The following is a 25,697-nucleotide window of genomic DNA, read 5'->3' on the forward strand; positions in this document are numbered from 1 at the left end:
CCTCGCCACGAGAGCGGGTGCGAATTTATGCGGCCACGATTTCCTGCGGCTCAAAACTGTCCGCCCGCGCCAGTTGCCACATCCGCGAATAGAACTGTCCGTTCACTTCACCGGTCAGCAATTCCCCCGGCTTCAAAAACACATGCAACTGCGAAAACAGCTTGATCTCGGTCGCCGACATGCGCCGCACCAGATGCTTGGGCTGCAATTGCGAAGGGTGGTCGAGGCCGGCGGCGGCGAGCATTTCCGCCAAGGCCTTGAGGGTGTTGCGGTGGAAATTGTAGACCCGCTGGGCTTTGTCCGGGACGACCAGGGCGCGTTGGCGCAGGGTGTCCTGAGTGGCGACGCCGGTGGGGCATTTGTTGGTGTGGCAGCTTTGCGACTGGATGCAGCCGATGGCGAACATGAAGCCGCGCGCGGCGTTGGCCCAGTCGGCGCCGATGGCCAGGACGCTGGCGATGTCGAAGGCGCTGACGATCTTGCCGCTGGCGCCGAGCTTGATCTTGTCGCGCAGGTTCAGGCCCACCAGTGTGTTGTGCACGAACAGCAGGCCCTCGCGCAACGGCACGCCGATGTGGTCGGTGAACTCCACGGGGGCGGCGCCGGTACCGCCTTCCTTGCCATCGATGACGATGAAGTCGGGCAGGATCCCGGTTTCGAGCATGGCCTTGGCGATGCCCATGAATTCCCACGGATGGCCCAGGCAGAACTTGAAGCCCACCGGTTTGCCGCCGGACAGTTCGCGCAACTGTTGAACGAACTGCATCAGTTCCAGAGGCGTGGAAAACGCGCTGTGTCGGGACGGTGATACGCAATCCTCGCCCATGAGGATGCCACGGGTCTCGGCGATTTCCCGGGTGACTTTGTGCTTGGGCAGGATCCCGCCATGGCCGGGCTTGGCGCCCTGGCTCATCTTGATTTCGATCATCCGCACCTGCGGGTCCTGCGCCTGGGTGGCGAAGCGCTGCGGGTCGAAGCGCCCATCGCTGGTACGACAGCCGAAATAGCCGCTGCCCAGTTCCCAGGTCAGGTCGCCGCCGTGTTCGCGGTGGTAGGGGCTGATGCTGCCTTCGCCGGTGTCGTGGGCGAAGTTGCCGAGCTTGGCGCCCTGGTTCAACGCCCGGATGGCATTGGCGCTCAGGGAGCCGAAGCTCATGGCTGAGATGTTGAACACCGAGGCCGAGTAGGGCTGGGTGCATTGCGGGCCGCCGACCATCACCCGGAAGCCGCTGGGGTCGCTCAGCGGCGCCGGGCGCATGGAGTGGCCGATGAATTCGAAGCCGGTCTGGTAGACGTCGATCAAGGTGCCGAACGGTTTGTCGGCGCTTTCGTTCTTGGCCCGGGAATACACCAGCGAGCGCTGGGCACGGGAGAAGGGCAGGGCATCGCTGTCGGATTCCAGCAGGTACTGGCGGATCTCCGGGCGGATGCCTTCGACCAGGTAGCGAATATTGCCCAGGATCGGGTAGTTGCGCCGCACGGCGTGGCGGCTTTGCAGTAGGTCGAACACCCCTAGCAGGCTCAGCAACCCCGTCACCAGCGCAATCGGCCAGAGCCAGTCGTGTTGCAGGAACGGCAGGCTGGCGAGGGTGAAGATCACGCAGCCGGCGAAGAAGGCGTAGCGGCTCAGCAACGATAGGCTCATGCGGGTTCCTTGGGGGAGGGCGATTGGCGAGACATTAGCGTGGAATGTCACCTCGTGGCGAGGGAGCTGTGTAGGGCTGGAATAATTAGCCTGAGACTGCGGAAAAACCTGTGGGAGCGAGCTTGCTCGCGATGGCGGTCAAACATTCAACACCTTCGTTGACTGTCACACCGATATCGCGAGCAAGCTCGCTCCCACAATTTGAACCAGAGTCGATCAGGCCGGTGTTACTCACCCCGCCATCTTCATCTGCCGCACCGGCAGCTCCACTCGGAACGTCGTCCCCACGCCCACTTCACTGCTCACCGTGATCTCACCGTTGTGTTTTTTCACGATGCCGTAGGACAGCGACAAGCCAAGCCCGGTGCCTTGGCCGATGGGCTTGGTGGTGAAGAACGGGTCGAAGATCTTCTGCAATGTTTCCGGCGGCATGCCTGAGCCGGTATCGGCGACTTCGATCCAGACGTTGTCGCCTTCCACGCCGTTGCGCAGGGTGATGGTGCCGCGTTCGGGGCCGATGGCCTGGGCGGCGTTGACGATCAGGTTCATGATCACCTGGTTGATCTGCGACGGCAGGCACTCGACTTCCGGCAACGGACTGTATTGCTTGACCACGTCGGCCTTGTACTTGATCTCGTTGGCAACGATGTTCAGGGTCGAATCCATGCCCTGTTGCAAATTGGCCATCTGCCATTCCTGGCTGGAGTCGACACGGGAGAAGTCCTTGAGGTCCTTGACGATCTGGCCGACGCGGGCGATGCCGTCCTTGGATTCCTTGATCAGGATGGGAATGTCCTCCACCAGGAAATCCAGTTCCACCTCCTGGCGCAGGCTCTTCAAGTTCATCACCAGCTCCGGCGAGGCAATGGCCTGCTCGGCGCTGCCATAGGCCTGGAGCATTTCCTCCAGCTTGCTGAAATAACCACCCAAGGCGCCGAGGTTGGAGGAAATGAAGCCGATCGGGTTGTTGATTTCATGGGCGACGCCGGCTGCCAATTGCCCCAGCGAGGCGAGTTTTTCCGACTGCACCAGTTGGGTCTCGAGCATCTTGCGTTCGTCGATTTCCATCTGCAGCAGCTCGCTGGCCTGTTTGAATGCCAGGGTGCGCTGTTCCACCAGGTCTTCGAGCTTGTTCATTTTCAAGCGCGCACGGGAGGTCATTTCCCATTTGGTGGTCAGGGTATTGGCCATCTGCTGGACTTCGATGTTGTCGAATGGCTTTTTCAGGATCAACAGGCGGTCGTGGCCGTTGAGGCGGTCGAGCAGCTCGTCCCAGGAATAGTCCGAATAGGCGGTGCAGACCACCACTTGCAGTTGCGCGTCGACTTTCCACAACTCTTCGATGGTCTTGGCACCGTCCCAGCCTTCGGGCATGCGCATGTCGACGAACGCCAGGGCATAGGGGAGGTCCTTGGCCAATGCCTGCTGCAATTTGGCCAGGCCTTCCTGGCCACCGTAGGCCGAGTCGAGTTCAAACACGGTGGCTGCGGTTTTCGGGGCCTCGCCGAACAGTGCGCTTTCCATATCCTGCAAGTCGCTGTCGCTCTCATCCTCCGGTGTCAGGATCTTGCGGAAGTCTTCATGGATGGCGGGCGTATCGTCGATCAAGAGGATGCGCCGGTTGCTCATGTTGTTCATTGCTCACCTTCTGCGAGTTTCAAGGGCAGTTGCAATACAAACGTCGCCCCGGTCCCAGGCCCCTCGCTGTGTGCGGTGAGGTGACCGTTCATTTCAATCGCTGCCAGTGCGCAACTGTGCAGGCCGAACCCGTGGCCGTCCTTACGGGTGGTGAAACCATGGGCGAAAATGCGCGTCATGTTTTCCTCTGGAATGCCTTCGCCTTCGTCCTTCACGCTGATTTGCAGCGCCTCGCCCACGACCATGGCCTTGAGCGTCATGTTCCGCGCATGGTTGGAAACCCCGGCCATGGCGTATTTGGCGTTGCTGATCAGGTTGATGAGGATCAGCAACAAGCGATGCTTGTCGCCCATGATCCGCGGCACCTCGCCGTATTCCTTGATCACCGTCACATGGTGGCGGGTCAGGGCGCCGGAGTTCATGCGCAGGGCGTCCTCGAGCAGTTCGCTGACCACCAGCGGCTCCATCAGGCTATTGGCGCCGGCATACGATTGCTGCGTGGAAACGATGTCCTTGATGTGGTCGACGCTCTTGCTCAATTGCGCCAGTTCGTCCGTCAGGCCTTGTTGCTCCGTCGCGATGGCTTCGACCAATTGGTTGAGGTAACCGGGCAGCAGCTTGCCTTTTTCGTCCTCGGTGAGGAAGTGCCCCAGGTCGTGGCTGTGTTCGTTGATCAGGTTCATTGCCTTGCCCAGCCCCAGGGCCTTGCTGCTGCGCAATTTGCGGCTGACCAGGTCGGCAGAGATATTCACGCTGTTGAGCACGTTGCCGACGTTGTGCAGCACGTTGGTGGCGATTTCCGCCATGCCGGCCTGGCGGGCGGTGTCCATCAGTTCGCTCTGGGTGTCCTTGAGCTGGCGGGTGCGTTCCTCGACCCGTTGTTCGAGCTCATCGTTGGCCGTTTGCAGGGCGCTGTTGACCCGCTTGATCTCGCCGAAACTGCGTACCAGGCGAACCGCCAACCAGATCAATATCAGCACCAGGAAGGTGGCGAATACCAGCAGCAGGATGTGGTTGCGCTGGTGCTTGGCGGCGGCTTTTTCCTGGTCCTTCTCCAAGAGGCCGGTGATGGTGTCCAGTCGGTCAGCCAGGGGGACCGCTTCGAAGTCACGCAGCAACTGGTTGACCAAGGGCTGCTCACGCAGGATCAGCGCGATGTGCCTGCGCAAGATATCGACGGAGCCGACGAGGCCCGTCGGCAGGCGATCCTTGTTGGCGTCCAGTTGGTTAAGGCCGAGCAAGACTTCGGCGGCCTGCTCGCGGGTGGTGATCTGGGCAAATTCCAGCGTGGCGAGCAGCAGGTCGTACGTGTCGATGGCGACGTTGTGCAGCTCCAGCTTCTCGATGTCGGACAGTTGGGCGAACTGGCGCTGGATGTCGTCTTCGGCAGTGGGCAGGAATGCCAGGGAGTTGCGCAGCACCGCGTTGTGAGACTTGAACTGCTCCACCAGGCGGGTCTTTTCCTTGATCGCCTTGAGGTATTCGTCACGCTGGGTCGCCCAGAGCGTAGGCGCATGGCGGCCGGGCTCCGACTCGATGGCGTCGAGGCGCTGCCACAGGCGCGCCATTTCGTACAACGGCGAGACCAAAGGATCGTAGTTGTGGCTCAGGGCGATCCTGGACTTGAGCACTTCGTTGTCCCAGATGCCGTCCTGCTGCTTGAGCAGGCGGATCAGGTCGCGGGATTCGATATGCGAGGCGGCTTGCTGGGCACCCGACTGGATGTACATGAACAACAGGATCGAGGCGAGCAATACGCCGATGAATGCCAGGCCGAGGCGACGGGAAAGAGTCATAGCGGCTTGCCCTCCCATTCACCGGTGAGCGTCCTGAGAAATTCGACGATCAGTTCGGTGTCGTTCTTCATGGGCTCGCGGCCCAACTGATACTTGAACATCACCTCCACAGCCTTCTCCAGCGTCGGCGCGGAACCGTCGTGGAAATACGGCGACGTGACGGCCACGTTGCGCAGACTCGGCACCTTGAACACCTGGCGGTCGGCTTCGTCGCCGGTGATGTTGAAGCGTCCTTCGTCGGCCCGAGTGGCATTGCCCCGGTCCTGGATATAGTCGCCCATGACGCCGAATTTCTGGAACATGTTGCCGCCGATGTTCACGCCTTGGTGACAGGCGATGCAGCCGTATTCCTTGAAGCGCTGGTAGCCGAACTTTTCCCGGGGCGTGAGGATGTCGGTATCGCCCGACAGGTATTGATCGAAGCGCGAGTTGGGGGTCAGCAGCGTGCGTTCGTAATTGGCAAGCGCCCCCTGGATGTTGGGTTGGGTCACGCCGTCCGGATAGGCGGCGGAAAAGTCCTTGGCATAACCCGGATCGTCGGCGATGCGCTTGACCACCGTTTCCCAGGTGTTGCCCATTTCTCCCGGACTGGTGACCACGATGTGCACCTGTTCTTCGAGGGTGTCGACACGGCCGTCCCAGAACTGATGAAAGTTGAGGCTGGCGTTGAACACCGTGGGCGTGTTGACGTCCACCGGCTTGCCGTCGAAACCCAGGGAGAACGGCTTGTCGTCGGCGCCGCCCTTGTCCAGGCGATGGCAACTGGCGCAGGACAGTGTGTTATTGACCGAGAGTCGTGGGTCGTTGAACAACCGCTGGCCCAACTGGACCCGCTTGGGATCCAGGGCTGGAAGGGGAGGCAGCGGCTTGAGCGGTTCGTCCAATGGCTCGGCGTGAGCGGTCACGCTCAGTCCCACCAGCAGGCCGAGAGCCAGAATCAGTCCGTGTGACGCCATGGAGTGCTTTCCTTTGAAATGCTTTCCCTTGAAACAGGGGGGTTATAACGCTGGCGCTCACGAAAACGGGTTCGGGCGTTGTTCCCATTCAGCCATCCATTGGCTGAAGGCTTGCGGTTCCACAGCCTTGCTGAAGTAATAGCCCTGGGCTTCCTCGCAGTGGTGGATCTTGAGGAATTCCAGCTGCTCCCGGGTTTCCACGCCTTCGGCAATGATGTGCAGGTTCAAGCTCTTGCCCAGGCTGATGATGGTGCTCACCAGTTTCGCGTCGTTGCTGTCGATGCTCAGGTCGCCGACGAACGACTGGTCGATCTTCAACACATCCACCGGAAATTTCTGCAGGTAGCTCAGGCTCGAATAGCCGGTGCCGAAGTCATCGATGGCCAGCCGTATGCCCAGGTGCTTGATGGCATTGAGCGTGGCGACGGTGGTGTCGATGTTCTGCATGAGCACGCTTTCAGTGATCTCCAGTTCTAACTGTGTCGGATCCAGGCCGGTTTCCTTGAGGGTGCGCGCGATGCCATCGACGAAACCGCGCTGGCGAAAATCGATCGCCGAGACGTTGACCGACAGGTACAGCGGCCGCATGCCCTCGGCTTGCCAGCGACGTGCCTGCTGGCAGGCTTCCTGGAGCACCCATTGGCTCAGCGGCACGATCAGCCCGCTGTCCTCGGCCACGGGGATGAAATCCGACGGGTAGACGAGCCCATGGTCTGGGCGGTTCCAGCGCACCAGTGCCTCTACACCGACCACTTCGCCGCTCGTCAGGTCGAGCTTGGGCTGGTAGTGCAGCACGAACTCCTTGCGTTGCAGGGCCAGCCGCAGGCCGGATTCGATAGTCTGCTGCTGGCGGGCCCGGCGGTTCATGTCCTCGGTGAAAAAGCGGTAGTCGTTGGGGCCGTGTTCCTTGACGTTGCGCATCGCCGTCTCGGCTTTCTTGATCAGCGCCACGGCGTCGAAGCCGTCGGCCGGGTACACGCTGACGCCCAGGCTCGCCGTGACGGTCAGGTCATGACCGTCGATGGGGTGAGGGGTGCTGATGGTGGCCAACAGTTTTTCCGCCACGCCCTTGATCAGTTGCGAGTCGGTGATGTCGCCTAGGATGACCACGAATTCATCGGAACCATAACGAAACACCGAGTCGGATTCGCGCACCACGGCAGCCAGCGCGCGCGCCACACGCTTGAGCATTTCGTCGCCCACCGGATGGCCCAGGGCGTTATTGATACGCTTGAAGCGGTCCAGGCCGATGAACATCACCGCCAACTGTCGGTCATGGCGGCGGCATTGGGCCACGGCCTGGGTCAGGCGATCACCGAGCAGCATGCTGTTGGGCAGTTCGGTGAGCACGTCGTATTGCAGCAGGTGGGAGACCTTGAGCAGTTCCTGGACCCGCTCTTCGATGGTGCGTTCCAGGCTGCGCATTTTCCGCGCAGCGTCCTGGGCCAGTTGCCATTTCCAGGTCATGGCGCTGGCCATCTGGCGGATTTCCAGGGTGTCGAACGGCTTCTTGAGGATCAGCAACTGGTCGTCGAATTCGATGCGTTCGGACATGGTCTCCCACGAGTAATCGGAAAACGCCGTGCACAGCGCGATCTGCAAACGCGGGTCGGCTTTCCACAGCTGCTCGATGGTTTGCAGTCCGTCCCAACCCGGCGGCATGCGCATGTCGGCGAAGACCAGCGCATATGGCTGGCCTTCGGCCTGGGCGCGCCTGACCAGTTCCAATGCCTCTTCACCCTGGTAGGCCGAATCGATCTGAAACTGCAGCCGGTTGACCTGGGGCGTGCCGAACAACAGGCTCTCGGTGTCGTCGAGCGAGTCGTCATTGCCGGCGCTGGGGCTGAGGATCTTGCGAAAGTCCTGGTGGATGGCGGGCGTGTCGTCCACCACGAGGATTCGCCTGTTCGCCGGTACGGACATGGGGTTCATGGGTTGCTCTCCGATAGCTGGCTGGCCGGCCGGGTCCAGTGATCGGCCACCGGGACGATGGTGCCGGCCTTGAGCAGGGCGGCAGCCTGGTCGCTGTCCACCACGGTGCTGAAATAATGCCCTTGGGCCTGCATCGTCCCGCCGCTGGACATCAGCGTCGTGCGTTGCTCCTGGGTTTCGACGCCTTCGGCGATGATGCCGATGCCCACGTCCCGGGCGAAGTTGATGATTGCCCGCAGGGTCGTTGCGTTCTCCGGATCGTCATTGGCGCTGTCGAGGAATCGTTGGGCGAGCTTGAGGTGGTTGACCCGGTAGGTCTTGAGATAATCGAAGGATGAATATTCGGTGCCGAAATCATCGATGGCGACCTGCACGCCCAGCTCGCACAGGCGCGGCAGCACGTCGTTGTGGGTCCATTTGGTCTGGGCCAGGGTCGCTTCGGTGACATCGAAACGCAGGTCCCAGGGCGCCAGCTCCCAGCGGGCGGTGGTGCGCAACACGTCGTAGATCAGTTCCGGTCCGGTCTTGAGTTGGGTCAGGGACAGGTCGATGGCGATGACGGGGGGCGCCATGCCTTGGTCACGCCATTGGCGCATCTGCTGGCAGGCCTGGTCCAGCACCCAATGACCGAGCCCGATGATGATCCCGGTTTTCTCGGCGGCCGGCATGAACGCCGCCGGTTCCAGCCAGCCGCGCTGAGGATGGTTCCAGCGCACCTGCACGCCCATGCCAAGGATCCGGCCGGTGCCGAGGTCGACTTCGGGCAGGTAGTGCAATCGCAATTCATCATTCTCGATGGCGTTGCGCAGATCGTTGGCCAGGGCGACACGGTCCGTCACCTCCTGGTTTATTTCCTCGTTATGGAAGTGATACTGGTTGCGGCCCTTTTCCTTGGAACGGTACAGGGCCATGTCGGATTGGGCCATCAGGCTGTCGGCACTTGGGCTCTGCGGGGTGTACAGGCTGATGCCGATGCTCACGGAAATGCGTACGTCGTTGCCGTCCAGGGAGTAGGGCGCCACCAGGGTGTCGCGGATCTTCGTCGCCAGCGCTGCACAGTGGGTCGCCTCATGGACGTCCAGTTGCAGGATGGCGAATTCGTCGCCGCCCAGGCGCGCGACCACGTCGTTCTCCCGGGTACAGGCCTTGAGCCGCGCCGCGACCTCCTGCAACAGCAGATCGCCGATGGGGTGGCCGAGGGTGTCGTTGATCCGTTTGAAATGGTCCAGGTCCAGGTAGAACATCGCAAACGGCGCCGCGCCCCGGCGTGCGGCAGCGAAGGCCTGGTGCAGGCGTTCGATCATGGTGGCGCGGTTGGCGAGCCCGGTCAGCCCGTCGGTGCGGGCCAGCAGGGCGATTTTATCTTCGGCCAGCTTGCGCTCGGTGATGTCGAGGATGATGCCTTCGACTTCCAGCAGCAGGCCTTGTTCGTTGCGCACCGGGATGTAGCGGTTCTCCACCCAGCGGAACGCGCCGTCGCCGGTGCGCATGCGAAATTCAATGGAGGCGCCCGCCGTGTCACGGTCCAGCACGCGGACCATGGCTTGATGAACCTTGTCCTGGTCGTCGGAATGGATCAGCGTTTGCGCCCAATCCGGCGAGTCGATCAGTTGCGCCGCGACATGGCCGAACTTGGTGATGTTGTGGGAGATGTACATCAACGGGAACGGCGGCTCGCCGCGCAGGCGATAGAGGATGGTCGGGCTGTTCTGCACGATGATGTTGGCGTCGGCCAACTCCCGGGTGCGTTCCTCGACCGCCCGTTCGAGCATGTCCATTTTCAACGCCGCGTCTTCGGTCATCTGCCATTTGACGGTCAGGGTGCTGGCCATTTGGCGGATTTCGATGGCATCGAAGGGTTTCTTCAGGATCAGCAGCCTGTCGCCCAATTCGAGGCGATCAGCGATGTCTTCCCAGGAATAGTCCGAATAGGCGGTGCACAGGGCCACTTGCAACTTGGGGTCCACGCGCCACAGCCGCTCGATGGTTTCAAGGCCGTCCCAGCCCGGCGGCATGCGCATGTCGATGAAGGCCATGGCAAAGGGCTTGCCTTGGGCAAGGGCGGTTTCGACCTTGTTCAAGGCTTCCATGCCCTGGAACGCCGATTCGAGCTCGAAGCTCTGGACGGAAACCGCCACCGGCGCGCCGAACAAGGCTTCCTCGGCGCTGCTGAGGCTGTCTTCCGGAACCGCGTGAGGGCTGAGGATCTTTCGAAAATCCTCATGGATCGTTGGCGTATCGTCCACGATCAGTATCCGCCGATTGGATCTTTCCATCGGCAGGCTCATGGCCGTGCACCGTCGAGATGCTGACTACGGAACCGTGGGAACATCGGATATCCCTTTCGCTAGCATGAGTATTCGGCCTGTACTTGGCCCTTCATGGGGTACAGCATAGTCGGCTCATCGGAGGCGCGCGGTGAGTGATGGCGAATCGTGTCTAAATTTTCGCAATCTACTAGTCTGTCATTCGGGGCTAGGGTAGAACGGTTGTCGATGACAGGAGGGGGTTCCAAATGGAAGATCAATCGCCGGACGTTCCGGTAACAAAGCCGACGGTGTTGCTGGTCGATGACGAAGAGTCGATTCTCAACAGCCTGCGTCGGTTGTTGCGTAGCCAGCCGTACGAAATCCTGCTGGCCGACAGTGGCGCCAAGGCCCTGGAAATCCTCAAGGAGCGGCCGGTCGACCTGGTGATGACCGATGCGCGCATGCCCAACATGGACGGTGCCACGCTGCTGGCGCAAATCCGCAAGCTGTATCCCTCGACGTTGCGCATCCTGCTCACCGGTTATGCCGACGTGGACATGATGACCAAGGCCATCAACGAGGGGCAGCTCTATCGCTACCTCAGCAAGCCCTGGAATGACGAGGAACTGGTGCAGGCCCTGCGCCAGGCCCTGGCCCACCAGCATTCGGAAAGCGAGCGCCAGCGCCTCGAAGCGCTGAATCGCGAGCAGAACCAGCAACTCAAGACCCTCAACGCCACGCTGGAAAAACGTGTGGCGTCGCGCACCGCCGAGCTGCAGCAGACCGCTGACATGCTCGACCTGGCCTATGAAGAGCTCAAGCGCAGTTATGTGACCGGCACCGAAGTATTCTCACTGATCGCCAACCTGCGCCTGCCCAAGGCCAAGCAGACCAACCGGCAAATCATCGAGCTGATCCGGGTCTACAGCCGCCTCAACTTCCTCGACGAATCCACCGACCGCGACCTGACCATGGCTGCGGCGCTCTACAACATCGGCAAGCTGAGCTGGACCGACAACATGATGGTTACGCCGGCGGACATGTTGCACCACAGCGAGCTGGAGCTGTACCGCGCCTATCCGAAGCAGAGCGAATCGCTGTTGATGACCCTGGACCCGATGAAGGACGCGGCGCGGATCATTCTGCATCACCAGGAGCGCTGGGACGGCAGCGGCTTCCCCGATCACCTGCGCGGCGAGGCCATTCCGTTCGGCTCGCGGCTGCTCAAGCTGGCGGTGGATTTCATCGAGCTGCAACGCGGGTTGATCCTGGAACGGCAGATGAACAGCGACGAAGCGCTGGTCTATATCCGCAAATACGCCGGCAAGCTGTACGACCCGGACATGGTCGAGGACTTCATCAAGGCCTGTGCCGAATACCTCGAAGACGTGACCTTGTCCGACCCGTCGGTAAAAGTCTTGACCACCCGCGAGCTGGCGGCCGGCATGCTCCTGGCCCGCAACCTCAACGCCGACAACGGCATGCTGTTGCTCAATGCCGGCAAGGTCATGAGTGGCCCGCTGATCGAAAAGCTGATCGCGTTTGAAGCGATGGAAGGCGCGCAGTACAGCGTATTCGTCAAGATCCCCGAGGAGGAGGCCGATCCGTCGGCGCCGAAGCCGATGTTGGGGTGAAGAAGGCCTGGCAGGCAATTGGGGGCCCCTGTAGGAGCGGGCTTGCTCGCGATAACGGATCATCAGTCAGATATTTTTCGACTGACACACCGCTATCGCGAGCAAGCTCGCTCCCACAAGGGGCACATGTTGTGTTGAGGTCCAGTCCAGGCTTTGCTCCCATCGCTACGATCTGTAATCTGCCCCGCATTTTCTACCGGAGTCCCTCGCAACCATGACCACCCCCCTGATCCGCATCGCCGCTGCCCTGCTCATCGGCCCGGACGGCCGGACCTTGCTGGTGCGCAAGCGCAACACCGAGGCCTTCATGCAGCCGGGCGGCAAGATCGAAGCCCATGAGCAACCGGTCCAGGCCCTGGCTCGGGAATTGGACGAAGAGCTGGGGCTCAAGATCAATCCTGCCCAGGCTCGCCATCTGGGGCAGTTCAGCGCGCCGGCCGCCCATGAGCCGGGGTTTACCGTGCAGGCTGAAGTATTTTTGCTCGAGATCGACGCAGCGGTTTCTCCCGCTGCCGAAATCGAAGAAATCTGTTGGGTCGACCCGGCCGCGGACAGTGATCGTGTCCTGGCGCCATTGACAGGCGAGGTGATCCTGCCGTTTTATCGGGCCACTTGCCTGGCGACCTGCTGACTCTCCCACTCCAAGGAATGACACCCATGATCCCATTGCCGGACCTGCTGATTTTCGCCGCCGCCGCATTGTTGATGGTGCTCACGCCCGGCCCGAACATGATCTACCTGATTTCCCGTTCGATCTGCCAGGGCCGCAAGGCCGGCGTCACTTCTTTGCTCGGGGTGGTCGCGGGCTTCTTCGTGCACATGTTCGCGGCGGCGGCGGGGCTGACGGCGGTATTCCTCGCGGTGCCCATGGCGTATGAAGTCCTCAAGTGGGCCGGTGCGTTGTACCTGTTGTGGCTGGCCTGGCAAGCGGTGAAACCCGGCGCGCGTTCGCCGTTCCAGGCCCAGCAGTTGCCGGCGGATTCGACCCGCAAGCTGATCACCATGGGCTTTCTCACCAGTGCCCTGAACCCGAAGATCGCAGTGTTCTACCTGTCTGTGTTCCCGCAATTCATCAGCCCGGAACATGGTTCGCTGTTCACCCAGAGTCTCATCCTCGGGCTGACGCAGATCAGCGTGAGTTTCAGTGTCAACCTGCTGATCGCGCTGTTCGCCGCCGGCATCGCCTCATGGTTTGTCCACAACCCGACCTGGCTGGCGGCGCAGCGCTATTTCATGGGCTTCGTACTCGGTGCACTGGCCCTGAGACTGATGCTTGAGCAACGCAGGGCAGCTTAGGCATGTGGATCGCACGGTTGGATGCCAGTCACGCCCTGGCCTACCGCGAGCTGATGCTTGAAGCCTACGACCGCCATCCGCAGGCGTTCACCTCCAGCGTGCGGGAGCGGGCGGCGATGCTGTTGAGTTGGTGGGAAGGCCGGTTGACCAGCAAGCTCGATGTGGTGCTGGGTGCGTTCGAAGCTGGAACCCTGGTGGGCATCGTGGGCCTTGCTTTCGAACCGCGAGAAAAGGCGCGCCACAAGGCAACGCTGTTTGGCATGTATGTGTCGGCCGTATTTCGCCGGCACGGTTTAGGTTATGAGCTGATGCAAGCTGCGCTGGCCGAAGCGCAAGGCCATTCGGCACTGAAACTCATCCAACTCACTGTCACCGCCGGCAACGACGCCGCATTCAAGCTGTACCAGCGGTGCGGTTTTGTCCAGTTCGGCCTTGAACCTCTGGCGGTGCGGGTGGGTGAGGATTACTTCGACAAAATTCACATGTGGCGCCGGATTCGTGATCCCGGGGAAAAGGCCGGAGCAGCTTGATCCGCCCTGTCCCGATACCCGGATCAAGGGTATTTGATCTCTGGTCGTGGACCGGTATAAACGGGCAGCTCGGATTCCTTGCCAGGTGCCAGCCGTTATAGGTATCCGCCAGTGACGTGTAGTGGTCCACCCATTCCGCCGGTGCCGTGCCGTGCCGATGACAATGGAGCTCGGAGGCGACGCACTGCTGTTGCCCAGCTGATCGACTGTCCGCGCGCTCACCGGATGGGGGCCGTCGCCGATCTGCTGCAGGTCGGCGGCCGTCAGGGTGTAAGTGATTGGATTGGCGGGTTGGACGTAGGGAATATTTTTGTTCCAGGTCCCCACGGTGAGTGTCACTTCGTCATGTGCGCGGGTAATTGCGTTAACGTAAACAGGCCTGTGCCTGGCTGCGCGGGATCAAAGCTGGGCGGATGGCTGACCGTGATCGTGGATGCCGGGTAATGGAACAGCAGGTTCAGCACTGGGACCGAGTCACCATAATTGTGGCTGCCGGATCGGGTCACTCGGTAAAACATTGTGTTGGCGCCGTCGTTGAGCCATCCCCACGGACAAGGGTCGATGTCATCAGAGCGCGAAAGGAAAAAAGCGTCACCTGTCAGACCTGACAGGTGAGCGGCATATCAAGACGAACGGTTTTTGGACGCCGAGTGTCAGTACGCTGTGCTTCAACGAACGGCGCTGACGCCGTCGAGTGTCGAGAACGATGTATCTTTCGCCGTCAGCAGAAAGTCGCGCATATACGGCGCATCGAGCATGTCGGTGCGCACCGCCGCGTACAGCGTGGCGAACAAGCCTTTCTCCCCCAGCCGCTTGGCCTTTACATAACCCCGTGAGCTGTATTCATGCAGCGCCCAGTGCGGCATGCCGCAGACGCCACGGCCGCTGGCAACCAGTTGCATCATCATCACCGTGAGTTCGGAGGTGCGGACCTGGGCCGGTTCGATGTCGGCCGGTTCCAGGAAGCGGGTGAAGATGTCCAGGCGATCGCGTTCCACCGGGTAGGTGATCAAGGTTTCGCTGATCAAGTCTTCGGGCACGATGTAGGGCTTGCCCGCCAGCCGATGCTGGTTGGCGACCGCGAGCATTGCTTCGTAGGTGAACAGCGGCACGTAGGTGATGCCGGCAAGTTCCAGCGGATCGGAAGTCACCACCAGGTCCAGGTCGCCACGGGCCAGGGCCGGTAGCGGGGCGAAGGCAAAGCCCGAGGCCAGGTCCAGTTCGACTTCCGGCCAGGCATCGCGGAACTGGTCGATGGTTGGCATCAGCCACTGGAAACAACTGTGGCACTCGATCGCCATGTGCAGGCGCCCGGCGGTACCGCCCGCCAGCCGCGCGATGTCCCGTTCGGCACTGCGCAGCAACGGCAGGGTGGCATCGGCCAGTTGCAGCAGGCGCAGGCCGGCGCTGGTGAAACGGACCGGTTTGGTCTTGCGCACGAACAACTGCATGCCCAGGCGCTCTTCCAATTCCTTGAACTGATGGGAGAGGGCGGACTGGGTCAGGTGCAGGCGTTCGGCGGCCTCTACCAAGCTGTCGGCTTCGCGCAGGGCATGCAGGGTCTTGAGGTGACGGAGTTCAAGCACCGGAATCGCTCCATGAGTAAAACTTGTGATCAACACGAAAAGGTTGAGTTTGTCTCATGTGGGGCTGGCTGTCGACAATGGCGCCATCTTTTACAGAAGGACATTCACCATGGCCTTGGCCCACACCCTCGGTTTTCCCCGTATCGGCGCCGACCGCGAATTGAAAAAAGCCCTCGAAGCCCATTGGAAGGGCGACCTGGCCCCGACGGCGCTGCAAGCCGTGGGCCGTGAACTGCGGGCCCGGCATTGGCAATTGCAGAAGGATGCCGGCATCGACCTGTTGCCGGTGGGCGATTTCGCCTGGTACGACCAGGTCCTCAGCCAGACCTTGACCTTCGGTGCCGTCCCGCCACGTTTCCACGACACCCTGAACGCCCAGGGCCGGCCCACCTTCGACACCCTGTTCGCCATGGCCCGCGGCGCCACGGCGAGTTGCTGCGGCGTCGACCACGGCCAGGCGCAATACGCCCAAGAGCTGACCAAGTGGTTCGACACCAACTACCACTACCTGGTCCCGGAGTTTTCTATTGACCAGACCTTTGCCCTGAGCTGGGAGCAGTTGTTCGACGAAGTGGACGAGGCCCATGCCTTGGGCCATCAGGTCAAACCGGTGATCATCGGCCCGTTGACCTATTTGTGGCTGGGCAAGGCCAAGGGTGGCGACTTCGACAAGCTTGACCTGCTGGAGCGCCTGCTGCCGGTGTACGGTGAAATTCTCAATCGCCTCAAGGTCCAAGGCGTGGAATGGGTGCAGATCGATGAGCCCATTCTTACCCTCGACTTGCCGTTGGCCTGGAAGAGCGCCTTCGAGCGCGCTTACCACATCCTCCAGTACTCGCCGCTGAAGAAACTGGTGGCGACCTACTTCAGTGGCTTGGAAGACAACCTCGGCCTGGCGGTGAGCCTGCCGGTGGATGGCCTGCATATCGACGCGGTGCGCGCGCCGGATCAACTGGGCCAGGTGCTGGATCGCCTGCCCACCTACAAGATCCTCTCGGTGGGCCTGGTCAACGGGCGTAATGTCTGGCGCTGCGAGCTGGAGCAGGCGCTGGCGCAGTTGCGCCCGGCCCAGGAGCGTTTCGGCGACAACCTCTGGATCAGCACTTCATGCTCGCTGTTGCACAGCCCGGTGGACCTGGAGCGCGAAGACAAGCTCGACCCCGAGATCAAGAGCTGGCTGGCGTTCGCCGTGCAGAAGTGCGGTGAAGTGGCGGTGTTGCGCGATGCACTTAACGATCCGCACGCGCCGGGCGTGCAGCAGGCCTTGGTCCACGACCGTGAAATACAGGCCAGTCGCGCACGTTCGCCGCGTACTCACAAACCCGATGTCCAGAAGCGTCTGGCGGCGATCGGGCCACAAGACAGCCAACGGCACTCATCGTTTGCCAAGCGCATCGAACGGCAACGCGCACGGCTGAAACTGCCTGCGTTTCCCACCACTTCGATTGGCTCTTTCCCACAGACACCGGCAATTCGCCTGGCACGCCAGGCCTACAAGCAAGGCAAGCTATCGGCCAACGATTATCAGGATGCCATGTACACCGAGATCCGCCATGCCGTGCAGATCCAGGAACGCCTGGGCCTCGATGTTCTGGTGCATGGCGAGGCCGAGCGCAACGACATGGTCGAATACTTCGCCGAGCAACTGGATGGCTACGCCTTCACCCGTTTCGGCTGGGTGCAGAGTTATGGCTCGCGGTGTGTGAAACCGGCAATCATCTACGGTGACATCAGCCGGCCCCAGGCGATGACGGTCGATTGGATTCGCTACGCCCAGAGCCTGACCGAAAAGCCCATGAAAGGCATGCTCACCGGCCCCGTGACGATGTTGATGTGGTCGTTCCCGCGCGAAGACGTGTCGCGCAAAGTCCAGGCCCAACAGTTGGCCCTGGCCTTGCGCGATGAAGTGCAGGACCTGGAACAAGCCGGGATCAGCATTGTGCAGATCGACGAGGCCGCATTCCGTGAAGGCTTGCCGTTGCGTCGCGGTCAATGGCAGCAATACCTCGACTGGGCGGTACAAGCGTTCCGCCTGAGCGCATCGGGAGTACGTGACGAAACCCAGATCCACACCCACATGTGCTACAGCGAATTCAACGACGTGATCAAGGCCATCGCTGACATGGACGCGGATGTCATTACCATCGAGACTTCGCGTTCGGACATGGAGTTGCTCGATGCATTCGAGGCGTTCGACTACCCCAACGACATCGGCCCGGGCGTCTACGACATCCACTCGCCACGGGTGCCGGACACGGCTGAAATGGTGTCGCTGATGCGCAAAGCCGTGCAGCGCATCCCCGCCGAGCGGCTGTGGATCAACCCCGATTGCGGTTTGAAGACACGGGCGTGGCCGGAGACGGAGGCGGCGCTGGTCAACATGGTTGCGGCGGCGCGGCAGTTGCGTGGTCAGTTTGCCTGAATGCCACTGGTCCCGTGGCGAGGAGACAAGCACCCTCGCCACGGGTTCTAAACAACCACTCGGCAATCTTCATCAAACTGTCACTAAACTGTGGCAGCGCGCTTGAACAAACTTCATCAGACTCGCGCTCTACTGGGGTTCTGCGTTTTGGTATTTGTTCATGCGTGTATTCATTTTCCTGGCCGCGTTGTTGTGCGGCTTGCCGTCGTTGGCGGCGTCTCGTTGTGATGTCAATGTCGCGACCCAACGGGTCGACCTGGACCAGGTAAGCCTGGCGTACCAGAGCATCGGGCGTGCGTCCGATCCGGCGTTGCTGCTGGTGATGGGCTTGGGCGGCCAGTTGATCCACTGGCCGGACGAAGTGGTGGTGGCGCTGTGTGAACAGGGTTTCCGGGTGATCCGCTACGACAACCGGGACGTGGGCCTGTCCACCTGGCGCCAGGCACCCGGCAGTGCCAACCTGGCATTCGAAGCCTTGCGCTACAAGCTCGGCCTGCCCGTGGCGGCGCCTTATTCGCTGACAGACATGGCCGCCGACGGCTTGGGCTTGATGGACGCTTTGCAGGTGCAGAGCTTCCATGTGTTGGGCGTCAGCATGGGCGGGATGATCGCCCAGCACATGGCCGCCATGGCGCCCCAGCGAGTCGAGAGCCTGACGTTGCTGATGACCAGTTCCGGCGCGCAAGGCTTGCCGGCGCCCAGTGAAACGCTGGTGCAGCTGTTGTCGCGGCGCAGTGCACCGAATCGAGAAGTGGCCCTTGAGCAACAAGCAGACCTGCTGGCCGCGCTGGGCAGCCCGATGGTGGTCGATGATCGACAGGCTTTGCTGCACCAGGCTGCGGTAGCCTACGACCGGGCCTTCAACCCCGAGGGCGTGAAGCGCCAGATCATGGCGATCATGGCCGAGCCCAGCCGGGTGGCGCTGCTCAATCAGTTGCAAGTGCCGACCCTGGTGGTCCATGGCACCGCCGATCCATTGTTGCCGGTGATGCATGGCGTGCATCTGGCGGCACATATTCGCGGCAGCCAGTTGAAGCTGATCCCGGGCCTGGCCCATCGCTTTCAAGAAGCTTTCAAGGAACCTTTGCTGGGGGCGGTGTTGCCGTATTTGCAGCAGCACCGCGAAGACACGTCGCACTGGGCGCAGGTTGAGCCGGCGCAGGCGCCGAATCTGCTTTGATTAACCGAGGCCTGCCTCGCCACAGAAGAACCCTCAGCGCGCCCGGGCCTGCTCCACCAACCACCCCATCAATTCCTGCAACTGCCTCGACACCTGCGGCCTGCGCGGGCACACAAGGTGATAACCCAACCCAGTCCTGACCTTCAATTCGAACGGCATCACCAGCCGGCCGGCGCTGAGGTCGTCGCCGATCAGCGACCAGTCGCCAATAGCCACGCCGGTGCCCTGGGAAGCCATGGACATCGCCAGGTCCAGGGTTTCGAAATGCTGCCCCTTGCTGACATTGCTCAAGTGCACGTCTGCCGCGGCCAGCCAAGCGCTCCAGTCGCGCTCGTCGGCGGTAGGGTGCAGGAGCAAGTGGTGTTGCAGGTCGGTGGGAGACTCCAGCGGGACCGGACCTTCCAGCAAGGGGTGCGAGCACACGGGAGTCAGCTGTTCGTCGAACAAGTGCAGGCAAGCCAACGACGCATCGGGCGGCGGGCCGTAGATCACCGCCGCGTCGAACGCCTCACGCTGGAAATCCACGCCGTGCCGGACCGTGGTGGTCAGTTCCACCGGTACGTCCGGGCGCTCCCTCTGCCATTGCAACAGGCGCGGCAGCAACCAGCGCATCACACAGGTCGGGGCCTTGAGTTTAAGTGCCTGGCGCTTCTCCCCGATCTGCTCGACCGCTTCGCCGATCAGGCTGAACACCTGCTGCACCCTCGGCAGCCACGCCTGGCCCTCGGCGGTCAGGCTCAAGCCGCGCGCCTGGCGCTGGAACAGCGCATAACCCAGATGATCTTCCAGTCCGGCGATCTGCCGGCTCACCGCGCCTTGAGTGATGTGCAGTTGCTCGGCGGCGCGGGTGAAGTTGCAGCATTGGGCCGTGATCAGAAACGTGTGCAGCGTTGGCAGCGGTGGGAGTCGTTTCATTTGGGATTCAGCCATGATGTGGGGACATGGCTAGTATGACTTTTTATCCATTGTTGCCGCTACGGCCTGACCGTTCCAATAACGCCATTCCCTCAGAGCAAAAGGGGCCCGCCAAGTGACGTGCGGGGCTCTTTCCAGACAAGAAAAGGCAATGGCAATGGCGACGTGCGGCGAAGTGTTGGTCAAGTTACTCGAAGACTATGGCGTGGAGCAGGTGTTCGGCATCCCCGGCGTGCACACCGTCGAGTTGTATCGCGGACTGGCCCGCTCCAGCATCCTCCATGTGACGCCGCGTCATGAGCAGGGCGCCGGGTTCATGGCCGACGGGTACGCCCGCGTCAGCGGCAAGCCGGGCGTTTGCTTCATCATTACCGGCCCGGGCATGACCAACATCACCACCGCCATGGGCCAGGCCTATGCCGATTCGATCCCGATGCTGGTGATTTCCAGCGTGCAGTCGCGCAGCCAGTTGGGCGGTGGGCGTGGCAAGCTCCATGAGCTGCCGAACCAGAGCGCGCTGGTGGGCGGCGTGGCGGCGTTTTCCCACACGCTGATGTCCGCTGCCGAATTGCCAGGCGTACTTGCACGGGCCTTTGCCTTGTTCCAGGCTGGGCGGCCACGGCCGGTACACATCGAGATTCCGTTGGACGTGCTTGTCGAGGAGGCCGATGACTTGCTTGCCAGCACGCCCGTGGACATCAATCGCGCCGGGGCCGCGCCCAATGCCGTGGAGCAAATGGCAGCCCTGCTGGCGACGACCCGTCGCCCGTTGATTCTTGTCGGAGGCGGGGCGCTGGACGCGGGGGCCGAATTGACCCAACTGGCCGAACGCCTCGACGCCCCCGTGGCGTTGACCATCAACGCCAAGGGCCTGCTGCCGTCGCGCCATCCGCTGTTGATCGGCTCTACCCAGAGCCTGGTCGCCACCCGCGCGCTGGTGGCCGAAGCCGACGTGGTGCTGGCGATCGGCACCGAGCTGGCCGAGACCGATTATGACGTCACCTTCGCCGGTGGTTTCGAGATTCCCGGCGCGTTGTTGCGCATCGACATCGACCCCGACCAGACGGTGCGCAACTACCCGCCAACACTGGCGTTGGTGGCCGACGCCCAAAGTGCCGCCCAGGCATTGCTCGATGCATTGAACCGTCGCGTGGCCGGCGCGCGCGACGACAATTGGGGAGCGGTTCGTGTCGAACGGCTGCGAGCTGAACTCGATCGGCAATGGGACGTCCCGACCCGCGCCCAGACCTTGTTTCTCGATACAGTGTTGCAGGCGCTGCCGGAGGCTGTGTTCGTCGGCGATTCCACACAGCCGGTGTACACCGGCAACCTGACTTTCAACCTGGAGCAGCCGCGCCGCTGGTTCAATTCATCCACCGGCTACGGCACCCTCGGCTATGCGCTGCCGGCGGCGATCGGTGCCTGGCTTGGCGGTACCGACAACGGTCTTGGCCGTCCGCCCGTGGTGTGCCTGATTGGCGACGGCGGCTTGCAGTTCACCCTGCCGGAACTGGCCAGCGCGGTGGAAGCGCGCACGCCGGTGATCGTGCTGCTGTGGAATAACCAGGGTTATGAAGAGATCAAGAAATACATGGTCAACCGCGCCATCGAGCCGGTGGGCGTGGACATCTACACGCCGGATTTCATCGGCGTCGCCAAGGCCTTGGGCTGCGCCGCCGAAGCCGTCGACGGCGTTGCGCAATTGCACGCCGCGTTACTTGCCGCTAGCGAGCGGCAGGGCCCGACGTTGATCGAAATCGACCAGGCGAACTGGATGGCGCAGGTGGCGAAATGAACTTCCCGACGACGCAAGACGGGCTGTACATCAACGGCGAATGGTTGGCGGGCGATCAGCCGCTGCGGGTGATCAACCCGGCGACCGAGGCGCTGCTCACCACTGTTTATGGCGGCGATGAACAGGCCGTCGATCAAGCCTTGGAGGTCGCTACCCGGGCGTTCGGCCCATGGTCAAACACCTCGGGTGCCGAGCGCGGCGCGTTGCTGCGCCGTATCGCTGCCTGCGTGCGAGAGGCTCGTGAACGGCTGATGCACCTGCAATCGAGCAACAATGGTAAACCGCTGTTCGAAGCGGCCATCGATGTCGATGATGTGGCCGCGACCTTCGAGTATTACGCCGAGTTGGCCGAAGGCCTGGACGCTCGGCAGGACAGTCCACTGGCGTTGCCCTGCGAAGATTTCAGCGCACGCATTCGCCGTGAGCCCTGCGGTGTGGTTGGCTTGATCGTGCCGTGGAATTTTCCGATGGTTACCACCGCCTGGAAAGTTGCCCCGGCGTTGGCGGCCGGCTGCTGCGTGGTGCTCAAACCCTCGGAAGTCACGCCGTTGCCGGAGTTGGAACTGGCCTCGATCATCGCCGGATGCGGCTTGCCTGACGGCGTGTTCAATCTGGTCTGCGGCACAGGCCTGGCGGTCGGCGCGCCGCTGGCGTCAGACCCGCGCGTGGCGAAGATTTCCTTCACCGGCAGCAACGCGGTCGGGGTGCAAGTGATGCAACGGGCGGCGGAAACGGTGAAGGGCGTGAGCCTGGAGCTGGGTGGAAAATCGTCCTTGCTGGTGCTGGCCGACGCCGACCTGGACCTGGCGGTGGAGCTGGCCTGCGGCGGCGGTTTCTTCAACGCCGGGCAGATGTGTTCGGCCACCAGCCGTGTGCTCGTCGCCGATGAGCTGGCCGATGCATTCCTGCAACGGCTCAAGGCGCGCGCCGAGTCGATCCGCGTGGCTGATCCGTTCGACCCGGACGTGGAGATGGGCGCGCTGGTCAACCAGGCGCAATACCAGCGGGTGCTGGGGCACATCGACCGCGGCTTGAGCGCCGGGGCGACGCTGGTGTGCGGGGGCCAGCGACCCGCGCACCTGGCTCGGGGCTTTTTTTTACAGCCGACGATCTTCACCAACGTGCCCCTGGACAGTGCGTTGTGGTGCGAAGAGATCTTCGGGCCGGTGCTGTGCGTACGCAGTTTCAGTTCCCAGGCGCAGGCGATTGCCTTGGCCAACGACAGCCGTTTCGGGTTGGTGTCCAGCGTGGTCGGCCGCGATGTCGAGGCGGCCGGAAAGGTCGCCGATGCCTTGCAGGCCGGGCTGGTGTGGATCAACGCACCGCAAGTGATTTTTCCCCAGGCCGCTTGGGGCGGCTACAAGCAGAGCAGCCTTGGCCGTGAATTAGGACCTTGGGGACTGGCGGCTTTCCAGGAAATCAAGCATGTAGTCCGGGCCGTCTGACGGCACGTTATCAGGTCGCGCATGCCTGGATAAAAGGCATGTGCCGCGGACTGCTCGCGATGAGGCAGGCCCAGCCAACACAACCCTCAGGTCAAACAGTCATCCGCAACCGCGCCAGATCCCGCAGCGGCGGAGCGCCAAACAGCCGGCTGTACTCACGACTGAACTGCGACGGGCTTTCATAACCCACCCGATAACCCGCCGCCGACGCTTCCAGCCCTTCGGCCAGCATCAGCCGGCGGGCTTCCTGCAGGCGCAGTTGCTTCTGGTATTGCAACGGGCTCATGGCGGTCATTGCCTTGAACCGATGGTGCAAGGTCGAGACGCTGAGGTTCACTTCCCGGGCCAGGTCATCGATGCGCAGCGGCTGTTCGAAATGGCCGTTGAGCCATTTGATCGCCTGGCTGATACGGTGACTCTGGCTGTTGGCAATGGCGATTTCATACAGCCGGTAGCCTTGCGGGCTGCGCAACAGGCGGTAAAGGATCTCCCGGCGTACCAGGGGCGCGAGCATGGCGATGTCTTTCGGCGCATCGAGCAGGCGCGTCAGGCGCAGCACGGCGTCGAGCATGGGGGTGTCCAGGCGTTCGACATACAGCCCGCGCCCAGCGGGGCGGGTCGGCACGCCCAAGGGACCGGCGTCGGCGATCAACGCAGTGATTTCCGCCGGGTCGATGTCCAGGCGCAGCGCCAGGATCGGCTGCTCGGGCGAAACGTCGGCGATGCAACCGCTCAACGGCATCGAGACCGAGACCACCAGGTAGTGCAGCGGGTCGTAGTTGAACAATTCGTCCGCGAGGCGCACCTGCTTGCTGCCCTGGGCCATGATGCACAGGGCGGGTTGCGCCAGCACTGGGGCGAATTTGTGGGGCTGGCCGTGGCGCGACAGGTGCAGCGAGCCGATGGCCGTGGCGTAGCTACCGTCCTCGCCGGTGTTGCGGTCGATGATCGACGCCAGTTCGGCGCGCTGTTGTTCCAGGTACGTGTCCAGCGGGACGTGGGCGTGATCGAGTGGCGACATGCCAGGGACCTCAGGGGGAAGGAAGCGATAGGACAAAGCTTATGTTTGTGCAAGGCATGGCGGTAGTCACATCCTGTTGAAAGCTTGCCTGATCCTGCACAACTGTCGGAGGACGGACTGGGCCGCCCTGGCGAAACTTGCTTGAAACCTTTTGTTTCAACTACCGGCGAATCCAATCACTCAAGGGGGGCGGAAAATGCCCAGGCGCAGAATTGTGCAATGAGTCGGCAGAAATCGACTAACGAAGCTGGCGTCGGGACGCTTAACCTTTGATCCTGTCGCAGCCTGTCCCCGGCTGCACAACGGATTACCTGGGAGGGTTGAACATGACTACACAGATCCCCGTCAGCCACATGGCTTTTGTCCGGGCCCGCGCCGGTTGTTCCAAGCCATTGGGGGCACGCCTCAGCACCCTGATCGTACCCTCGCGCCAGGCGCCCGGCTGCCTGCACTTTGCCTTGCAGCAATCGCAATGCGACGCCGATTTGTGGCTGGTGTCCGGGCTGTGGGCCAACCAGCAGGCGATGGACGCTTATTTCAATTCACCGGCCATGGCGATCTTCGCTGAATTGGTGCAGGAGCTTGTGGTAAGCAGCCTGGATTTCCACACCTTTCGCGAAGTGTCCGCCGCCCAGGCGACCGAAGGGTGCCTGGCAAAGGTACACAAACTGGCCGGTTGAAGGTTTAATGCCCATTATTCCCACCGCCAGGATGCGCAGTATGGCACGCAAAGCCTTTGAGACGTTTGAAGCTGTTTCCGCTGTTGTTCCCAAGGAAGGTGGCGGTTATTACGCCGCCATCGCCACCAAGGCCATCGGCAGTGCCGAGAAGCCGCGTTTCAATAAAGTGCTCCAAGAGCAGACATTCGAAACCGCGGCCAAGGCCGATGAAGCGGCTGCCGTTCGGTTGACTCACCTGCAGGGCGTCGACAAGGACGGCGGGTTGGTCTGGTAATCCGCATTTCGAGGATTGCTTTTGTGGCTAGGGAGCAAGCTCCCTCGCCACGGGTTCTGTGCAGGGCCTATCGCGGGCGATGCATCCTGAACAACGCTTCCGGCCCCAACTGGAAATAATCCGCCGGCCCGCCACCGCGCAAGATCGGTTCGGCGGCGGCGGTGTCGTACACCCCGTCTTTCAACAGCCACTTGGCGATATGCACGGCGACCACTTCGCCGAGGATCAGCCAGCTCGGCACCAGCCCCTTGTCCGCCCGCTGCAACTGAATGATCTGGGTGACCTTGCACTCGAAGGACACCGGGCTCTCGGCCACGCGTGGTACCTGGATCACTCGCGAAGGCGCGGTCGTCAGGCCCGCCAACTCGAATTCGTCCACCTCTGGCGCGACCATCGCGCAACTCTGGTTCATTTGCTCGGCCAAGGGGCGCGTGGCCAGGTTCCAGGCAAACTCGCCGGTCTGTTCGATATTGTTCAGGCTGTCCTTGCGCCCGACGCTGGAGAAACCAATGATCGGCGGAACGTAGTTGAAGGCGTTGAAGAAACTGTAGGGCGCCAGGTTCAGGCGGCCTTCGGCATCCTGGGACGAGATCCAGCCGATAGGCCGTGGGCCGACGATGGCGTTGAACGGGTCGTGGAGCAGGCCGTGGCCGTTGGCGGGTTCGTAGAAATGGATATCGTCGGGCATGGCTGGAGGAGATCC

General features: G+C 62.0%; 20 protein-coding genes and 1 pseudogene. 10 read left to right on the forward strand and 11 right to left on the reverse strand.

The window, feature by feature from the left end:
• Positions 1–25: 25 nt before the first annotated feature.
• The 7 genes and pseudogenes from J3P79_RS05835 to J3P79_RS05865 form a co-directional block, all read right to left on the reverse strand.
• Positions 26–1,645, reverse strand: coding sequence for an FMN-binding glutamate synthase family protein (locus J3P79_RS05835; RefSeq protein ID WP_434608902.1), 1,620 nt, complete (start codon positions 1,643–1,645; stop codon positions 26–28).
• A gap of 231 nt (positions 1,646–1,876) precedes the next feature.
• A complete protein-coding gene (locus J3P79_RS05840; protein ID WP_434611372.1) occupies positions 1,877–2,545 on the reverse strand; it encodes an ATP-binding protein in 669 nt (222 codons plus the stop codon).
• 57 nt (positions 2,546–2,602) lie between these two features.
• Positions 2,603–2,689 (reverse strand): annotated as a pseudogene (locus J3P79_RS05845) (hypothetical protein); the annotation flags it as partial.
• A 590-nt stretch (positions 2,690–3,279) separates the two neighbouring features.
• Positions 3,280–5,079: a DAHL domain-containing protein gene (locus J3P79_RS05850; RefSeq protein WP_434608904.1), complete on the reverse strand. Its 1,800-nt coding sequence runs from the start codon at positions 5,077–5,079 to the stop codon at positions 3,280–3,282.
• Positions 5,076–6,035 (reverse strand): cytochrome-c peroxidase, encoded by a 960-nt coding sequence (locus tag J3P79_RS05855; protein ID WP_434608906.1) that lies wholly within the window; start codon positions 6,033–6,035, stop codon positions 5,076–5,078. Before J3P79_RS05855 ends, J3P79_RS05850 begins: the two co-directional genes overlap by 4 nt.
• Before the next feature lie 57 nt (positions 6,036–6,092).
• Positions 6,093–7,967, reverse strand: coding sequence for an EAL domain-containing response regulator (locus J3P79_RS05860; protein WP_434608909.1), 1,875 nt, complete (start codon positions 7,965–7,967; stop codon positions 6,093–6,095).
• On the reverse strand, positions 7,964–10,255 hold the full coding sequence (locus tag J3P79_RS05865; protein WP_434608911.1) for an EAL domain-containing protein: 2,292 nt from the start codon (positions 10,253–10,255) through the stop codon (positions 7,964–7,966). Before J3P79_RS05865 ends, J3P79_RS05860 begins: the two co-directional genes overlap by 4 nt.
• A 227-nt stretch (positions 10,256–10,482) precedes the next feature.
• Between J3P79_RS05865 and J3P79_RS05870 the strand changes: the two genes are divergently transcribed.
• The 4 genes from J3P79_RS05870 (at position 10,483) to J3P79_RS05885 (ending at position 13,676) form a co-directional block, all read left to right on the forward strand.
• Positions 10,483–11,850, forward strand: a complete 1,368-nt coding sequence (locus J3P79_RS05870; RefSeq protein WP_434608912.1) for an HD domain-containing phosphohydrolase — start codon at positions 10,483–10,485, stop codon at positions 11,848–11,850.
• Positions 11,851–12,064: 214 nt separating this feature from the next.
• Positions 12,065–12,481, forward strand: coding sequence for an NUDIX hydrolase (locus tag J3P79_RS05875; protein WP_434608915.1), 417 nt, complete (start codon positions 12,065–12,067; stop codon positions 12,479–12,481).
• Between the two features lie 26 nt (positions 12,482–12,507).
• A complete protein-coding gene (locus tag J3P79_RS05880) occupies positions 12,508–13,146 on the forward strand; it encodes a LysE family translocator (RefSeq protein ID WP_434608917.1) in 639 nt (212 codons plus the stop codon).
• A gap of 2 nt (positions 13,147–13,148) precedes the next feature.
• The gene (locus tag J3P79_RS05885) at positions 13,149–13,676 is read left to right on the forward strand and encodes a GNAT family N-acetyltransferase (RefSeq protein WP_434608918.1); all 528 of its coding nucleotides are present in this window, start codon (positions 13,149–13,151) and stop codon (positions 13,674–13,676) included.
• Positions 13,677–14,344: 668 nt separating this feature from the next.
• On the opposite strand, the gene metR is transcribed toward J3P79_RS05885, so the two are convergent.
• Complete coding sequence (gene metR, locus J3P79_RS05890) at positions 14,345–15,262, reverse strand: transcriptional regulator MetR (protein ID WP_030138430.1); 918 nt, start codon at positions 15,260–15,262, stop codon at positions 14,345–14,347.
• 109 nt (positions 15,263–15,371) lie between these two features.
• Here metR and metE point away from each other — a divergent pair, with 109 nt between their 5' ends.
• Positions 15,372–17,684: a 5-methyltetrahydropteroyltriglutamate--homocysteine S-methyltransferase gene (gene metE, locus J3P79_RS05895; RefSeq protein ID WP_434608921.1), complete on the forward strand. Its 2,313-nt coding sequence runs from the start codon at positions 15,372–15,374 to the stop codon at positions 17,682–17,684.
• A gap of 160 nt (positions 17,685–17,844) precedes the next feature.
• Entirely contained in the window at positions 17,845–18,864 is a 1,020-nt protein-coding gene (locus tag J3P79_RS05900) for an alpha/beta fold hydrolase (protein WP_434608924.1), read from the forward strand.
• A gap of 33 nt (positions 18,865–18,897) precedes the next feature.
• On the opposite strand, the gene J3P79_RS05905 is transcribed toward J3P79_RS05900, so the two are convergent.
• Positions 18,898–19,779: a LysR substrate-binding domain-containing protein gene (locus J3P79_RS05905; RefSeq protein ID WP_434608926.1), complete on the reverse strand. Its 882-nt coding sequence runs from the start codon at positions 19,777–19,779 to the stop codon at positions 18,898–18,900.
• Positions 19,780–19,936: 157 nt separating this feature from the next.
• Here J3P79_RS05905 and J3P79_RS05910 point away from each other — a divergent pair, with 157 nt between their 5' ends.
• Both J3P79_RS05910 and J3P79_RS05915 read left to right on the forward strand, forming a co-directional pair.
• Entirely contained in the window at positions 19,937–21,574 is a 1,638-nt protein-coding gene (locus tag J3P79_RS05910; protein ID WP_434611374.1) for a 5-guanidino-2-oxopentanoate decarboxylase, read from the forward strand.
• Positions 21,571–23,019: an aldehyde dehydrogenase family protein gene (locus J3P79_RS05915; protein WP_434608929.1), complete on the forward strand. Its 1,449-nt coding sequence runs from the start codon at positions 21,571–21,573 to the stop codon at positions 23,017–23,019. The genes J3P79_RS05910 and J3P79_RS05915 overlap by 4 nt, the downstream gene beginning before the upstream one ends.
• A 91-nt stretch (positions 23,020–23,110) precedes the next feature.
• Here J3P79_RS05915 and J3P79_RS05920 read toward each other — a convergent pair whose 3' ends face one another.
• The gene (locus J3P79_RS05920) at positions 23,111–24,040 is read right to left on the reverse strand and encodes an AraC family transcriptional regulator (protein WP_434608930.1); all 930 of its coding nucleotides are present in this window, start codon (positions 24,038–24,040) and stop codon (positions 23,111–23,113) included.
• Positions 24,041–24,366: 326 nt separating this feature from the next.
• Between J3P79_RS05920 and J3P79_RS05925 the strand changes: the two genes are divergently transcribed.
• A complete protein-coding gene (locus J3P79_RS05925; protein ID WP_434608933.1) occupies positions 24,367–24,720 on the forward strand; it encodes a putative quinol monooxygenase in 354 nt (117 codons plus the stop codon).
• Positions 24,721–24,760: 40 nt separating this feature from the next.
• The gene (locus J3P79_RS05930; RefSeq protein ID WP_434608935.1) at positions 24,761–24,994 is read left to right on the forward strand and encodes a hypothetical protein; all 234 of its coding nucleotides are present in this window, start codon (positions 24,761–24,763) and stop codon (positions 24,992–24,994) included.
• Between the two features lie 67 nt (positions 24,995–25,061).
• Here the strand turns inward: J3P79_RS05930 and J3P79_RS05935 are convergent, their stop codons facing one another.
• Positions 25,062–25,682, reverse strand: a complete 621-nt coding sequence (locus J3P79_RS05935) for a flavin reductase family protein (RefSeq protein ID WP_434608938.1) — start codon at positions 25,680–25,682, stop codon at positions 25,062–25,064.
• Positions 25,683–25,697: the final 15 nt, after the last annotated feature.

Origin of the sequence: Pseudomonas sp. R1-7 (assembly GCF_051132105.1) — a bacterium.
In the GTDB taxonomy this organism is placed as follows: Bacteria; Pseudomonadota; Gammaproteobacteria; order Pseudomonadales; family Pseudomonadaceae; genus Aquipseudomonas.

Coding starts and splice junctions, on each gene's coding strand:
- J3P79_RS05900 (WP_434608924.1), top strand. CDS start 17,845: ATGCGTGTATTCATTTTCCTGGCCGCGTTGTTGTGCGGCTTGCCGTCG.
- J3P79_RS05920 (WP_434608930.1), bottom strand. CDS start 24,040: ATGTCGCCACTCGATCACGCCCACGTCCCGCTGGACACGTACCTGGAA.
- J3P79_RS05885 (WP_434608918.1), top strand. CDS start 13,149: ATGTGGATCGCACGGTTGGATGCCAGTCACGCCCTGGCCTACCGCGAG.
- J3P79_RS05935 (WP_434608938.1), bottom strand. CDS start 25,682: ATGCCCGACGATATCCATTTCTACGAACCCGCCAACGGCCACGGCCTG.
- J3P79_RS05925 (WP_434608933.1), top strand. CDS start 24,367: ATGACTACACAGATCCCCGTCAGCCACATGGCTTTTGTCCGGGCCCGC.
- J3P79_RS05865 (WP_434608911.1), bottom strand. CDS start 10,255: ATGAGCCTGCCGATGGAAAGATCCAATCGGCGGATACTGATCGTGGAC.
- J3P79_RS05850 (WP_434608904.1), bottom strand. CDS start 5,079: ATGACTCTTTCCCGTCGCCTCGGCCTGGCATTCATCGGCGTATTGCTC.
- J3P79_RS05835 (WP_434608902.1), bottom strand. CDS start 1,645: ATGAGCCTATCGTTGCTGAGCCGCTACGCCTTCTTCGCCGGCTGCGTG.
- J3P79_RS05905 (WP_434608926.1), bottom strand. CDS start 19,779: ATGAAACGACTCCCACCGCTGCCAACGCTGCACACGTTTCTGATCACG.
- J3P79_RS05840 (WP_434611372.1), bottom strand. CDS start 2,545: ATGCTCCAGGCCTATGGCAGCGCCGAGCAGGCCATTGCCTCGCCGGAG.
- J3P79_RS05910 (WP_434611374.1), top strand. CDS start 19,937: ATGGCGACGTGCGGCGAAGTGTTGGTCAAGTTACTCGAAGACTATGGC.
- J3P79_RS05860 (WP_434608909.1), bottom strand. CDS start 7,967: ATGAACCCCATGTCCGTACCGGCGAACAGGCGAATCCTCGTGGTGGAC.
- metE (WP_434608921.1), top strand. CDS start 15,372: ATGGCCTTGGCCCACACCCTCGGTTTTCCCCGTATCGGCGCCGACCGC.
- J3P79_RS05875 (WP_434608915.1), top strand. CDS start 12,065: ATGACCACCCCCCTGATCCGCATCGCCGCTGCCCTGCTCATCGGCCCG.
- J3P79_RS05930 (WP_434608935.1), top strand. CDS start 24,761: ATGGCACGCAAAGCCTTTGAGACGTTTGAAGCTGTTTCCGCTGTTGTT.
- J3P79_RS05855 (WP_434608906.1), bottom strand. CDS start 6,035: ATGGCGTCACACGGACTGATTCTGGCTCTCGGCCTGCTGGTGGGACTG.
- J3P79_RS05880 (WP_434608917.1), top strand. CDS start 12,508: ATGATCCCATTGCCGGACCTGCTGATTTTCGCCGCCGCCGCATTGTTG.
- J3P79_RS05870 (WP_434608912.1), top strand. CDS start 10,483: ATGGAAGATCAATCGCCGGACGTTCCGGTAACAAAGCCGACGGTGTTG.
- J3P79_RS05915 (WP_434608929.1), top strand. CDS start 21,571: ATGAACTTCCCGACGACGCAAGACGGGCTGTACATCAACGGCGAATGG.